General features: G+C 45.1%; 12 protein-coding genes. 9 read left to right on the forward strand and 3 right to left on the reverse strand.

Going from position 1 to position 13,940, the window contains the following annotated elements:
* Positions 1–4: 4 nt before the first annotated feature.
* Positions 5–454: an Lrp/AsnC family transcriptional regulator gene (locus tag QNH36_RS04210; protein WP_144475286.1), complete on the reverse strand. Its 450-nt coding sequence runs from the start codon at positions 452–454 to the stop codon at positions 5–7.
* A gap of 279 nt (positions 455–733) precedes the next feature.
* On the opposite strand from QNH36_RS04210, the gene QNH36_RS04215 reads away from it, so the two are divergent.
* From QNH36_RS04215 to QNH36_RS04255, 9 genes are all read left to right on the forward strand, one after another.
* Positions 734–2,293: an ABC transporter substrate-binding protein gene (locus tag QNH36_RS04215; protein WP_283904790.1), complete on the forward strand. Its 1,560-nt coding sequence runs from the start codon at positions 734–736 to the stop codon at positions 2,291–2,293.
* Positions 2,294–2,371: 78 nt separating this feature from the next.
* Complete coding sequence (gene nikB, locus QNH36_RS04220) at positions 2,372–3,325, forward strand: nickel ABC transporter permease (protein ID WP_186326669.1); 954 nt, start codon at positions 2,372–2,374, stop codon at positions 3,323–3,325.
* 59 nt (positions 3,326–3,384) lie between these two features.
* Positions 3,385–4,215 carry an ABC transporter permease gene (locus QNH36_RS04225; protein WP_144475547.1) on the forward strand — a complete coding sequence of 277 codons (831 nt, stop codon included), beginning with the start codon at positions 3,385–3,387 and terminating at the stop codon, positions 4,213–4,215.
* A gap of 10 nt (positions 4,216–4,225) precedes the next feature.
* Positions 4,226–4,882, forward strand: coding sequence for a DUF1028 domain-containing protein (locus QNH36_RS04230; protein WP_144475285.1), 657 nt, complete (start codon positions 4,226–4,228; stop codon positions 4,880–4,882).
* On the forward strand, positions 4,879–5,913 hold the full coding sequence (locus tag QNH36_RS04235; protein ID WP_283904791.1) for an ABC transporter ATP-binding protein: 1,035 nt from the start codon (positions 4,879–4,881) through the stop codon (positions 5,911–5,913). The genes QNH36_RS04230 and QNH36_RS04235 overlap by 4 nt, the downstream gene beginning before the upstream one ends.
* Complete coding sequence (locus QNH36_RS04240) at positions 5,870–6,859, forward strand: ABC transporter ATP-binding protein (RefSeq protein ID WP_283904792.1); 990 nt, start codon at positions 5,870–5,872, stop codon at positions 6,857–6,859. Before QNH36_RS04235 ends, QNH36_RS04240 begins: the two co-directional genes overlap by 44 nt.
* A 140-nt stretch (positions 6,860–6,999) precedes the next feature.
* Complete coding sequence (locus QNH36_RS04245; protein WP_283904793.1) at positions 7,000–8,610, forward strand: gamma-glutamyltransferase family protein; 1,611 nt, start codon at positions 7,000–7,002, stop codon at positions 8,608–8,610.
* 24 nt (positions 8,611–8,634) lie between these two features.
* On the forward strand, positions 8,635–9,207 hold the full coding sequence (locus tag QNH36_RS04250) for a chromate transporter (RefSeq protein ID WP_144475282.1): 573 nt from the start codon (positions 8,635–8,637) through the stop codon (positions 9,205–9,207).
* Positions 9,207–9,734 (forward strand): chromate transporter, encoded by a 528-nt coding sequence (locus QNH36_RS04255; protein WP_144475281.1) that lies wholly within the window; start codon positions 9,207–9,209, stop codon positions 9,732–9,734. The genes QNH36_RS04250 and QNH36_RS04255 overlap by 1 nt, the downstream gene beginning before the upstream one ends.
* A gap of 271 nt (positions 9,735–10,005) precedes the next feature.
* Here the strand turns inward: QNH36_RS04255 and QNH36_RS04260 are convergent, their stop codons facing one another.
* Together QNH36_RS04260 and QNH36_RS04265 are read right to left on the reverse strand one after the other, a co-directional pair.
* Positions 10,006–10,860, reverse strand: a complete 855-nt coding sequence (locus QNH36_RS04260) for an amidohydrolase family protein (protein ID WP_251544707.1) — start codon at positions 10,858–10,860, stop codon at positions 10,006–10,008.
* Positions 10,861–10,871: 11 nt separating this feature from the next.
* Entirely contained in the window at positions 10,872–13,910 is a 3,039-nt protein-coding gene (locus tag QNH36_RS04265) for a GNAT family N-acetyltransferase (protein ID WP_283904794.1), read from the reverse strand.
* Between the last annotated feature and the right edge of the window lie 30 nt (positions 13,911–13,940).

The following is a 13,940-nucleotide window of genomic DNA, read 5'->3' on the forward strand; positions in this document are numbered from 1 at the left end:
CCATCTACAATTTCATACCGGTACGGCTTTTGAATCTCCGAAGCAAAATATGGCTTTCGACTCTTGTGATCCCTTCCAGGCTATACAGTTCTTCGTTAATAAAATTCTCCAGCCTGATAAAGTCCTCTACTAAAACATGCATGTGCAGGGTGCTTGGCCCTGTCATCTGATAACAGCTTGCGACACTTGGATTGTTGGCGAGCGCTTCTGCTACTTTTACGAGAGAAGAGGGTTCACAATCAACCTCAAAAAAGGCAGATACAGCTTTTCCTACTTTTTCCGAATTGATTACGACGGAAAACTTTTCTATGACACCATCCTCTATTAATTGATTGACTCTCTCCCGGATTGATACCCTGGATAGATTCAACTCCTTACCGATATCTACATAGGACATTCGTCCATTTTCAGATAAAAGTTGCAAGATCATACGGTCCGTTTCATCAATATTCATCCAAACACCACTTTTCCATTAGAATTAGTAGATTTATCTTAGCTTACAAATGAGAGGATTATCAATAAAAATTGGAAAAAGATTCAAATAATTATAGTAGAAAAAAATCTTAATATTTTCTGAATATTATATAGATTTTTTAAATTCCCTGTATTATAATAATACGAAATTCGAAATGAAATTAAAAGTAGTAAAACGCTTTCATAAAGTAGGTGATTGTAACTTTTTGCCTGCTTATGTTAAGGGAGTTGTTTTGCGAAAAAAGGGGGATAAGCAAAAGTGAGTAAAAAGGTAAAAGTATTTGCAGCAGTATTTATGAGTTTTTTATTGTTTCTGACTGGATGCAGCAATAGTAATTCTTCCAGTACAGGAACAGAAAAATCAACAACTGCCAGCGCTCCGGCGAAAACGGACAAATCAGAATTGGTGGTTGGATTGGATGATGATCCGCCGCAATTGGATCCTCACTTTTCTACAGCTGCTGTTGACCGACAAGTCTTCCACAGTATCTATGACAAGCTAGTTGATGTTGATGAAGAGCTTAATTTTGTGCCAATGCTTGCTGAAAAATGGGACATCTCCGAAGACGGTAAGACATACACCTTTACCTTGCAAAAGGACGTAAAGTTCCATGATGGAACTCCGTTCAATGCAGAAGCGGTTAAATTCAACTTTGAACGCATGATGGATCCTAATACTGGTTCACCGCGTGCATCTGAATTATCTTCTATTGAAAAGATTGAAGTAGTCGACGACACAACATTGAAGGTTGTGCTTTCCGAGCCTTACAGCCCATTCCTTGCGGCGTTATCTGACCGTGCAGGGATGATGGTTTCACCAACAGCAGTAAAGGAAAAGGGCAAAGACTTCGCTAATTCACCTGTAGGTACTGGTCCATTCAAGTTTGTGTCTCGTGTTAAGCAAGACAAAATCGTAGTAGAAAAGAATGCAGACTATTGGGGTGGAGCACCAAAGTTTGAAAAGATTGTTTATCGTCCCTATGCTGATGAAAACGTCAGACTGACAAACCTTACATCAGGTGATGTTGACATCATCAGCAAGGTTCCGCCAAAGGATGTCGAGAAGCTTAAGAATGATTCAAACCTTACCTTATCTGAAACGGGAGCTCTTGGATTCCAGGGTCTGTATTTGAACCATAAGAGTGAACCATTCAATAACAAAGCACTTCGCCAGGCACTTGACTTAGTCATCGACCGTGAAGCGATTATCAAGGTTGCCCTTCGCGATACAGCAGTAGCTTCAGCGGGAGCAATCCCTCCTGGAACATGGGCATATGATGAAAGTATCAAGCCGAAGAAGAAGGATATTGAAAAAGCGAAGAAAATTATGGCTGACGCAGGTTATCCGGATGGATTCGAGTTCACGCTGCAGTTGTCTCCAAAGCCGGTCGAGGAACAAATCTCGCAAATGATCCAATCCATGGCTAAAGAAGCAGGGATAAAGGTGAATCTTGAAATGGTTGAGTTTGGAACCATGCTTGATAATATGGATAACTTCAAATTTGATGCTGTCCGTTTGGGCTGGAGCGGAAGAACCGATCCAGATGGAAATATCTACGCGCTATTCAATACTGAAGGTTCAATCAACTATGGTTATTCCAATCCAAAAATGGACGAGCTATTAGAACAGGCCCGTGTGGAGACGGATCAAAAGGAAAGAAAGAAGATTTACTCAGAAGCTACAAAGCTTGGCCAGGAAGAAGTTCCGTTCATCTTCATTTATCATGAGAAGGATTACAAAGCATATAAGAACAACCTGCAAGGCTATAAACACATAGCGGATCAAATGATGCGCTTCCATGACGTTTCATTTAAATAAGCAATTTACTTGATTCGGCTTGGAGACCCGTCTCCAGGCCGAAATACTATTGAACCTTAAAAAAAAGGAGGGAGCAGCGTGGTAAAGTTTTTGCTTCGTCGATTAGGACTTATGGTCGTTATCTTATTTTTAGTAAGCATAATCGTTTTTTCACTCGTTCATCTCACACCAGGCGACCCTGCAAGGATGATTCTCGGGCAGGAGGCCACTGAAGAAGCGCTGCAGGCATTGAGGGAGCAGATGGGCCTGAATGATCCTCTTTATGTCCAGTATTTTAACTGGGTAACAAATGTCCTTCAGGGAGATCTTGGGAATTCATTGAAAGATAATACTCCGGTTCTTACCGTGCTGCTTCAGAAGCTGCCGGTAACAATCCAGCTATCCATCATGTCATTTATCATTGCTATGCTGATTGCCATTCCAGCCGGTATTATTTCAGCTACAAGAAAAGGGACTTTCTGGGATTACTTTGGAACAACATTTGCATTGTCAGGGGTTTCAGTTCCACCGTTTTTCCTGGGAATTTTACTGATTTTCATCTTTTCGATTTCATTGGGATGGCTGGCACCTTCAGGGTATGTGGAGCCATGGACGAATTTTAAACAAAGCATGCTTTTAATGATTATGCCAGCCCTAGCAGTAGGGGTCAGATTGAGTGCAGAAATCACAAGGATGCTGCGTTCAAGCATGCTTGAAGTACTGGAGGCTGATTACATTAGGACCGCCTATGCGAAAGGTGTTCTTGAAAGAGGAGTCGTAATTGGCCATGCTTTGAAGAATGCACTTATTCCTGTCGTGACAGTTAGCGGATTGCAATTAGCCACCTTCCTTGGAGGTGCGGTGATCACCGAAACGATTTTTGCAATTCCGGGACTCGGAAGGCTTGTCATCGATGCCATCATGACAAGGGATTTTCCGGTTGTGCAGGGTGCCGTGCTGTTCATGGCTATCGCTGTTGTAGTGGTTAACTTCTTTATTGATGTTCTTTATTCGATTCTAGATCCGAGAATTAAGCTAACAGGGGGCCAGTGACCATGGAAGCACAGTTGAATCAAAAAATGACAGTTGTTGAGAGCCCGAAAAAGCGCAGAATGAAAGAGATGAGTTCCCGCTTTTTTCAAAATAAATTGGCTGTAGCTGGTGGTATTTTTACATTGCTGTTGATCCTTATGGCAGTTTTTGCTCCGGTGGCCGCCCCTTATAATCCTGGTGAGCAAGATTATGCAAAATTCCTCCAAAGCCCGAATTCAGAGAATCTTCTTGGGACAGATGAGCTTGGCCGTGATATTTTCAGCAGGATCATTTATGGGGCGAGAGTGTCAATCCAGGCCGGGATAATTTCGGTAGGCATCGCATTATTGATTGGAATCCCGATCGGTCTTTTTTCAGGATATTATCGCGGCGTTTTAGATGAATTTGTTGTCATGCGTTTTACGGATGCCCTGCTTTCATTCCCGCCGCTGGTACTGGCGCTTTCTCTTGCAGCTGTATTGGGAGCTGGATTGCAAAATGCCATGATTGCGATTGGAATCATTTTTACCCCTAACTTTATCCGTCTGGTCAGGGGAGAGGTATTGAGCCAGAGAGAGCGGGAATATGTTACGGCTGCTAAAGCATCCGGGATCAGTGATTTTAAAATCATTTTCAAGCATATCCTGCCGAACTGCATGCCGCCCATTCTGGTCCAGGCTACTCTATCGATTGCCGCGGCAATCATTTCTGAAGCTTCATTAAGCTATTTGGGGCTTGGTACTCAGCCTCCAACACCAAGCTGGGGTGCCATGCTTTCAATGGGACAAGGGTATCTTGGTGACGCGCCATGGATTTCGTTGTTTCCTGGACTGTTTATCTTTTTAACGGTTCTATCAATCAACTTATTTGGTGATGGACTGCGTGATGCATTAGATCCGAAGCTGAAGTGAGGTTATTAGAATGACATTTTCGATAACTGCTAGATGTGAGAAAACAGGAATGCTGGGCGTCGCGGTATCAACTGCAAGACCAGCAGTCGGCTCACTAGTCCCTTATGTGAAAACCGGTATAGGAGCAATAGCAACCCAAGCAACTGTTAATCCGTTTTATGGCCTTGACGGAATCAAGCTTTTAGCTGAAGGAAAATTACCAGCTGAAGTGCTGGAGCAATTACTGGCTTCAGACCCGGATCCGGAGAGAAGGCAATGTGCCATCGTTGATAAGTATGGGAATGCTACTGGTTTTACAGGTAAAGACACTGTTCCATGGCAAGGACATAAAATCGGATTTCAGTTCGTTGTCGCTGGCAATATGCTGACAGGACCCGAAACGATCGATGCCATGTTTGAAACGTATCAGGCACTGAAAAACGAAAGTTTGCCAGAAAGACTATTAGCGGCTCTTGCCAGCGGACAGGAAGCAGGAGGAGACAAACGTGGAAGGCAGTCAGCTGCTCTTTATGTTGTTGACCAAGAAGAGTATCCTCTGGTTGATGTCAGAGCGGATGAACATCATGAGCCTGTCCAAGAACTAATTAGAATCTATAAACAATGCCAGGAAGATCTATTTCCATACACTGCTAATCTAGTAAAACGAAGGGAGGAGGCAATCGAATGACACAGCCATTATTGGAAGTAAAGAATCTTAAGGTCAGCTTTGCTGGGAAAAAGAAGACGACAAATATTGTAGCCGGATTATCCTTTAATGTGGAAAAAGGGAAAACCCTTTGTATTGTTGGGGAATCAGGCTGTGGAAAAAGTATGACCTCCCTTTCGGTCATGGGCCTGCTTCCTAAGACAGGGGAAATTGAAGGAGAAATTCTTTTAAAGGGTGACAACCTTACGGAGAAGTCAATGAAGCAGATGAGTAAAATCAGGGGCAATCAGATTTCGATGATATTCCAGGAACCTATGACTTCTCTCAATCCTGTACAGACAGTGGGAAAGCAGATTGCTGAGACCATTATTCTCCACCAGAAGGTAAGCAAAAAAGAAGCGCGCCAGAAGGCGGTTGAAATGCTTCAGCTAGTAGGAATCCCTTCACCGGACAAACGAATCGATGCCTATCCTCATGAACTGAGCGGTGGAATGAGGCAAAGGGTCATGATTGCGATTGCGCTTAGCTGCAACCCGGAACTGCTAATTGCAGATGAGCCGACCACAGCGCTTGATGTGACGATTCAGGCTCAGATTCTTGATCTCATGAAGAATCTGCAAAAAGAATTGGATATGGGAATTATTATGATTACCCACGACTTGGCGGTTGTATCTGAAATGGCAGATACAGTACTGGTTATGTATGCCGGTAAAGCGGTGGAATATGGTTCGAGAACATCCATTTTCAACAATCCGCTGCATCCATATACACAAGGTCTGATGAAGTGCATCCCTGATGTAGACGCTGAGGAAGATGTGGAAGAACTTTTTGTGATAAAAGGATCTGTGCCATCTCCGGATGCAATGCCAGCAGGCTGCAGATTTGCGGACCGATGCCCGTATGTACAGGATATCTGCAGGGCACAATCCCCAGATCTTGAGCAAGTCGATTCACACCACACAGTCAGTTGCTGGAAATACACAAATTTATGGGAGGAAGGTGAGAAAAATGGGCCAGCCATTAGCGAAGTTGCCGTCGGAAAATCTTCTTGATGTACAGGACTTGAAGAAACACTTTCCTGTCGGTGATCAAGGGTTCTTTGGAGAAAAACAGGTGGTAAAGGCATTGGATGGTATCACCTTTGCTCTGAAAAGAGGGGAAACGCTGGGAATTGTAGGCGAATCGGGGTGCGGTAAATCTACGATGGGCCGAGCCATCCTCAGACTTCATGAACCAAGCTCTGGAACAATCGTTTATGACGGAGTGGATATTACCAGGGTTTCCAAGCGTCAGATGCGCGATAATCGGAAAGATATGCAGATTATTTTCCAGGATCCTTACGGTTCACTCAATCCGCGAATGACTGTTGGATCCATGTTGTCAGAAATCGTGGAAACTCACAAAATTGTACCGAAGAAAGAGCTATATGATTATGTCTGCAATCTGCTTGTCGAAGTTGGCCTTTCAGAACAGCATTATTATCGATTCCCGCACGAATTTTCAGGAGGACAGCGGCAGCGTGTGAGCATTGCTCGTGCACTTTGCACAAACCCGAAATTAATTGTGTGCGATGAGGCGGTCTCTGCATTGGATGTATCCGTCCAGTCCCAAATCCTTAATCTGCTGCAGCGTTTGAAAAATGAACATCAGCTGACATATTTATTTATTTCCCACGATCTTAGTGTTGTGAAGCATGTGAGCGACCGAGTCGCGGTTATGTATTTAGGGAAAATGGTCGAGCTGGCTGATAAGAGAGAACTTTACGATAATCCGCTCCACCCTTATACAAAGGCATTGCTTTCTGCCATTCCTTCAACCAAAGAAGATAAGAAGAGGGAAAGGGTTATCTTAAAAGGTGATGTCCCGAGTCCGATCAATGTTCCGAGCGGCTGTCGTTTCCATACAAGGTGCCCGCTGGCTACGGATCGATGCAGGGCAGAGGAGCCGGCTTTTCGAGAGGTAAGCGAGAATCATTTTGCTGCTTGCCATTATGCATAATGTGCAAGGTCCTTACCAGGGAGGTAAGGACGTTTCTTTCGATATGAAAATGAAATGCTGTTTTATAAAAAGAGAATAATTCATTTGTAAAGCTAATAAGGTAAATTAACTTACAAATGAAAGTAAGAGGGAGGAAAGTCATGAACTTAGATTATTTAAATTATCCATACCATTCACAAAGAACGGTAACCTTTGCCAGGAAAGGCATGGTTGCTACTTCTCAGCCGCTGGCGGCACAGGCGGGACTGGATATTTTGAAAAAGGGGGGAAATGCCATTGATGCTGCCATTGCAACAGCAGCATGCTTAACCGTAGTTGAGCCAACTTCCAATGGCATTGGAGGGGATGCATTCGCATTAGTCTGGGTAAAAGGTGAGCTCCACGGTCTTAACGCCAGCGGTCCTGCTCCAAAAAACATCTCAATCGATGCTGTTAAGGAAAAAGGTCATGAAAAAATGCCGACCTTTGGCCTGGTTCCTGTTACCGTTCCCGGTGTACCGGCAGCATGGGCGGAGCTGTCAAGACGCTTTGGCAAGCTGCCGCTGACCGAAGTTTTGCAGCCGGCGATTGAATATGCAGAAAAGGGATATCCTTTATCGCCAGTCCTCGGCAAGTATTGGAATATTGCCTTTGAAAAATTCAAAGAAATCTTTAAAGGTGACGAATACAAAGGCTGGTTTGATACATTTGCTCCAAATGGGCAGGCGCCGAAAATAGGCGAAGTGTGGAAATCTGAAGGCCACGCAAGCACTTTGCGTGAAATTGCCGAAACCAATGCGGAAAGTTTTTATCGCGGGGGACTGGCTGAAAAAATAGATGAATTTTCAAAGCAGCATGGCGGCTTTATTTCAAAAGAGGATTTAGCCTCATATAAGCCTGAATGGGTACAGCCGATCAAAGTCAATTACAGAGGCTATGATGTATGGGAAATCCCGCCGAATGGCCAGGGAATTGTTGCTTTAATGGCGCTGAACATGCTGAAGGGCTATGAACTGAATGAAAAAGAGTCTGTGGATACATACCACAAGCAAATCGAAGCAATGAAGCTTGCATTTGCGGATGCAAAGAAATATGTTACCGACCCTGAGAAAATGACAGTATCCTCGGAACAGCTATTATCGGACGAATATGCCGAAACAAGAAGAAGCTTGATCGGTGAATCCGCAAGACTGCCGGAGCCTGGTACACCTCCAAAGGGCGGAACCGTTTATCTCGCTGCAGCGGATGAGGAAGGAAACATGATTTCATTCATCCAGAGTAATTATATGGGCTTCGGTTCAGGAATCGTCGTACCAGGAACAGGAATCGCCCTGCAAAACCGAGGTGCCGATTTTTCATTAGATCCATCTCATGATAACTGCCTTGAACCTGGCAAGAAGACATACCATACCATCATTCCGGGGTTCTTGACAAAGGATAATGAAGCAGTCGGTCCTTTCGGAGTCATGGGAGGATACATGCAGCCACAGGGGCACGCCCAGGTCATCATGAACACAATCGACTTCAACCTCAATCCACAGTCTGCGCTTGATTCGCCGCGCTGGCAATGGATGGAGGGTAACAAGGTGGTTGTTGAAAACACTTTCCCTCCCCATATTGCCCAGGCACTTGCCAGGAAAGGCCACGAAATCCAAGTCGCATTGGATGGAGGAGGATTTGGAAGGGGCCAAATTATCTGGAGAGACCCTGCCACTGGAGTGCTTTCGGGCGGAACAGAGTCGAGGACTGACGGTGCAATCGCAGCTTGGTAATCTCAAAAAAGGTGTTGAATGAAAATGAAGCAGCTCGATCTATTCCTGGCATTCTTCCGAGTAGGAATGCTGGGGTATGGCGGCGGACCATCATCCATCCCGCTCGTTCATAAAGAGGTTGTCGAAAAATATAAATGGATGAATGATGATGAATTCGCTGATGTATTAGCTTTAGGTAATACCCTTCCAGGCCCGATTGCTACAAAGATGGCTGGATATATCGGCTACCGTGTGGCTGGTTTTACAGGAATGGTGAACGCCACAGCAGCAACAATCGTTCCGACAATCTTGTTGATGATTATATTATTAACCTCCCTATCTTCGTTTAAAGATTTACCCTGGGTTGACGGGATGACAAAAGCTGTGGTACCGGTGGTTGGTGTAATGCTGGCAACCATGACATGGGACTTTTTCAAGAAATCAAATGAAACTCTGGGAAAAGTGAATGCAGGTTTGATGATTGTTGGAGGACTAATACTGATGGAAGTACTTAACATCCATCCTGCTATCCTTATTCTTGTATTGTTAATTCTTGCAATAGCTAAAAAGGATAAGGCTCCTGGGGTGGAGAATAAGAGTGAAAGAGGGGTAGGCTAATGATTTATTGGCATATATTCCTCGCCTTTTTCATTCCGGGAATACTGGGTTATGGAGGAGGACCGGCATCGATTCCTCTGGTAGAAAATGAGGTGGTCGACCGCTATGGCTGGATGACAGTACCGGAATTCAGCGAAGTTCTCGCAATCGGAAACGCCCTGCCAGGACCAATCGCCACTAAACTGGCAGGATATATTGGATATGAACAGGGAGGGATACTAGGAGCTGCAGTCGGCATATTCGCAACAGTCGCCCCTTCACTGATCTTAATGATTTTTCTCCTTGGAGTCTTGTACCGTTATAAAGATTCCCCAAAGGTTAAAAGAATGACGAATTATATCAGACCAATCATTGCAGTATTGCTGGGTGTCATGACTTTTAACTTTTTCTTTAGCTCTTATGTAGACAGTGGAATGATACAAACAGTCCTCTTAATTGCTGTCAGCTACTTGCTATTGGAAAAATGGAAAGTTCATCCCGCATATGTCATTACAGCATCGTTAGCCTATGGCGGTTTATTCCTATAACTGTGGCAGCCCATCCAATAAAAAGGATGGGCTTTTTAGTTGGTGAAAATTTCTTGATATGCTTGCGGCTCATCCTAGGTCGATGGAAGCAAGATCATCATCATGGGACACAGTGAAGGATGCTTGATCAGTGCTGCCCTGAACACAATCAGGCCGCAGCAGGAATGGTCCTTCTTTCCGGCGGCGGTGAAAATAAAGTCCCATTACCATAGTGGTAACGGGACTTCTTCATGTTTTATGGGAAAAGTACACTACATGCTGAATGTTTTCTTTACTCAACAAACGGCCTGATTTTCGGAAATAACTTAAGTGCCGTATTGTAAAATACATCCTCATGATGCTCCGGCGGAATCAAAGCTTTGATAAACTCGATGTATGGTCCGATTGGAATCAACGGCCAATCTGTGCCGAACAGCAGTTTATCATAGGAATCGGCGAATTCCAGTGCATGGCGCAGGTGATCAAGGAAACGTCCCTTGCTGCGTTTATCCAAGTCTTCCTTTGTGCCGACAATCAACCCTGACAAATCAGCAAAAACATTTGGATTCTTATAAATGATTTCCGCTCCGGTCAGGGTCCATGGATCTCCAAAATGGGCCATCAAGAAATTAACATCACGATGATTGACCGCGACCTCGTCAATCGCCATCGGATGGGAATATTTCAGGTATCCGCGTTCGGAATAAGTATCGCCTGTATGGAACACGACCGGGAGCTGGTATTTTGCAGCAAGCTTGTAGACTGGTTCATACACATCGTCATAGGCATAAAAAGGATAGTATCCAAGATAAATCTTGATTCCGACTGTCTTTGGATGTTGAAGTTCATCCTCAAGCCGGTTGAGTGCTGCCTCATCTAGGTCGTATGGATTTACCCCGGCACACCAGAAGATATTAGCTGGCACTTCAGACTCCAAATCCAGTCCCATCGGAGTCCGGGCTTCATAATCCGGAAACCCCATCTTGTCGGTTTCGGTCAACCCCATGCCAATCCCGAGAACCACATTGGCATCCTTGAATTCCTGCTGGATGCCGGCAGCGGAATAGTCGACAAACGACAGCTTCTCGGCCGTTTCATAAAAGGATTTTATATTTGATAGATGGATATGGGCATCGATGATTTTCATGTTTTCTCCTTTTAAAATTGAACTCTTCTCAGTTTTTTCAACAGATCTGCTGCCAATTTACGATCATCAAACAACAGGAACAGCGGGGCGCTTTTTTCAAAATTGCCCTGATGTTTGGAAGCAAGCTGGAGCACCTCTTTATTCGTATAAGCCTCGGTAGGTCCCGCGTCGTTGTTTGGAACAAAATAAAGCTTATCCTGAGAATGAACCGACTCGATATGGGAGTCGCCATCAAGCAGAAGCGGAATCTCCTCACTGCCAGCATGGTAGGAACGCATAGTTTTACCCTCATTAACAGAAATCCTGAAATCCGCCAGATTATCGGCTCCGGCAAAGATGTCTGTCATCCACACTTCCCTGGAAATATTTTTGCCGCCATCATTCACAACTTCGGCAAAAGATGCGACTACCGGCACGCCTGGAAGCAATAAATAATATTGGACATATTGAACGCCTTTCCAGTCTTTATGCTCCTTGAACTCGGTAGTGATCGCAAGGCCAATCCACTTGTTGCCCTCATTGTCCTTCCGTTCGACCACGGAAGCGGTGCTGTTTTCTTTTAACAATGAGAAGGTGTTGATTCCGTTTGGAGCTGTTTTCATGCCGCCTGCCCATGGATTCCACCAGCTTTTCGCTGTCGGTTCTGGGTAAGAATGGGCGAGCCATTCCTGGCCGTTCAACTGGAGGGAGAATACTCCTGGATAAAAATCAGGGTCTGCCTTCATCTTAATGACACCATTATCAACAGTGAAACCCCCGCCCTCAATGCCAGAAGAAACTGTGCCAGCAGGAGACAGCAGCAATTCCGAGAATCTTGCCTCAGTCCCGTTTCCTCCATAGAAAGCTTCAACGATGGAAATGGGATTCCATTGCAGTTGGGAGGTAACAGAATGAGATGTCTTCTCCAAATCAGAGTTGATAGCATGACTTTCATTTCCAACGGTAAGCGTGCCATCCAGGTAACTGTTCCTGAACGTTTTCAACCTAAAAGTTGGCTCGGCATCAGGACGGACGACCAGCCGTTCTGCCTGGAATCCAAATTCGCCCGTCGTCTCCGGCTTTTTAGAAACTGGAGACTGCTTTGCATAGGCAATGAATTCCTCGAAGTTCTGGAATGCTCCAAGTGACAGCGTGATTGTTTCAGAAAACGCCTTCGCACCAGGTTCCATTTTGCCGAATTGGTCTTCAATGACAAACTGCCAGCCCTCAGGAGCTGCGTTGCTTTTTTCAGACCAGCTCAGCCCGATTGGACCTGAAGAACCCTCGGAAAAATACCAGTTTCCTGTGATCATCTTGGAATCCAGATCCCCGAACTCGATGATGCGATTTCCAGAAAAATGGACAACCTGATTGTCGAGCGGGAAATAAGCCTGCTCGATCTCCTGATAGACAGGCTGGCTGAATGCAACGTTCTCGTGGACCACTGTTCCCTGATTTTCTATTTCGGCCCACGTATGGATGATGCCGTCCCCAAACAAACGGTAGGTCTGGGTTAAAATAAGGCCTTCCATTTCGCCTGATTCCAGTTTTATTTTCAGATCGATGAAAGAATCATTTGCCTCCCAGGTGACTGCTTCCGGGCTTTTTTTCGTGAACTCGAGTGAATAAGGTTTCCCGAGTTTGGGTGTCAGGAATGCAAATGGCTGCTGTCTTTTGGTATTTTTAGCTGCGGTCGTCAACAGGTCCCGCTTGCGGACATTGATTTGCCCGAGACCATTGAAGATATGCCAAAAATCCTTCGATTCACCACCGAATTTTTTGCCCAGCCCTTTGAAGGCAACAGAAATATTCTGTTCAAATGTCAACTGCTCACCGTTTTCTTTTGTGGCGGTAATCTTAAGTTCAGGGTTGTAAAAACCATGTTCTTTTACCGTTAAAGGAACTGTGATGGTATTCCGACCTTTCGCGGGGACATTTACACGGTAAGTATCATTCTCTAAAACTATCTGTTCCGTATCAGGGAATTGTAAAAGGAACTCCGCGTCATCCTGGAGATTATTTTTCACTTCTACTTGAATAGTAGTTTCTTTGTTTAGAAAACTGAGATTGCCATTGTAACTGGCTTCGATTTTTGCCGGATCGATTGGGAAGATTCCCAGTTTCAGCTCGCATTCAAGCCCGTTTACCAAGACCGTAGCATTAACGCTTGGGTGGGTCCGCCAGTTGCTCGGTTCCTCACCTTTTTTAACGGTAAAAGCTGCCGAAATAGTAGATTCATCAAGTACTACTTTTTCGGAGTCGAATTGGTAAGAGACACGGCCTTCGGAGGCGCCGCTTGCTTTGAATCTGAGTGGCTCGCCGCTCTTGTTGACAATCCTGATTTCAAATTTTCGTTCTTCCTCCTGGATGACTTCATGGTCGGCCATCTTCATTTCGATAAGGAAGTCATCTGTTTCAACCAGCGACATGCCACGGCTCGTTCTCTCGAATTGAACCCGGGCATTCGTGTTTCCGTTCTGCCATCTATATTCATAGAAGATAAAACCATTTTTCCTGATTCCGTCCGGCTTCACTTCTATCATTCTCGTACTATCCTCATACCAATTCAGCACTTCGAACACTGGCTGTAACAGCGGCGTGTTCAGCACTTGCGGAATGAAATTCATCAAATGGGTTGAATCATCCCTATCTTCCCAGAAAAAACCGCATTTCTTATAAAGCGGAACGGCCTTCGTGTTACCGGCCCATGTATAAAGATCAAGACGCGGCCAGCCAAGCTCAACGGTTTTTTTCAGCGCCTCTAGCACCAGCTTCTTGCCGATCTTGTGGCCTTGATAATCCGGGCGTACATTGAGCAGGGGAATATACAGCGAACCTGTATCCTCCTTGTACTCCGACAGACCGCAGTAACCGACGACTTCTTCTCCGTCCAGCGCCAGGTACAGCTCGATATTGTCCGAGTTCGCTTCCTTCTTCTTGACCTGCTCCTCCGTCATGACTCGCGTATCGCCGCCCCAGCCATCCCGGCTCAGGTTCCACATCTTCGCGACTCCTGCCGCCAATCCTTCGTGGTATTTCTCAATTTGAATCACCTTGTTCAATTGTGTCACGTCCATTCTCCTCTCTTAACTACGGGCCAT

This window comes from Mesobacillus sp. AQ2 (assembly GCF_030122805.1).
In the GTDB taxonomy this organism is placed as follows: Bacteria; Bacillota; Bacilli; order Bacillales; family Cytobacillaceae; genus Mesobacillus; species Mesobacillus oceanisediminis_A.

What these genes read in the sequence shown, in the direction of transcription:
- QNH36_RS04245 (WP_283904793.1), top strand. Translation starts at nt 7,000, where the DNA reads ATGAACTTAGATTATTTAAATTATCCATACCATTCACAAAGAACGGTA.
- QNH36_RS04210 (WP_144475286.1), bottom strand. Translation starts at nt 454, where the DNA reads ATGAATATTGATGAAACGGACCGTATGATCTTGCAACTTTTATCTGAA.
- QNH36_RS04230 (WP_144475285.1), top strand. Translation starts at nt 4,226, where the DNA reads ATGACATTTTCGATAACTGCTAGATGTGAGAAAACAGGAATGCTGGGC.
- QNH36_RS04250 (WP_144475282.1), top strand. Translation starts at nt 8,635, where the DNA reads ATGAAGCAGCTCGATCTATTCCTGGCATTCTTCCGAGTAGGAATGCTG.
- QNH36_RS04255 (WP_144475281.1), top strand. Translation starts at nt 9,207, where the DNA reads ATGATTTATTGGCATATATTCCTCGCCTTTTTCATTCCGGGAATACTG.
- QNH36_RS04235 (WP_283904791.1), top strand. Translation starts at nt 4,879, where the DNA reads ATGACACAGCCATTATTGGAAGTAAAGAATCTTAAGGTCAGCTTTGCT.
- QNH36_RS04240 (WP_283904792.1), top strand. Translation starts at nt 5,870, where the DNA reads ATGGGCCAGCCATTAGCGAAGTTGCCGTCGGAAAATCTTCTTGATGTA.
- QNH36_RS04225 (WP_144475547.1), top strand. Translation starts at nt 3,385, where the DNA reads ATGAAAGAGATGAGTTCCCGCTTTTTTCAAAATAAATTGGCTGTAGCT.
- QNH36_RS04260 (WP_251544707.1), bottom strand. Translation starts at nt 10,860, where the DNA reads ATGAAAATCATCGATGCCCATATCCATCTATCAAATATAAAATCCTTT.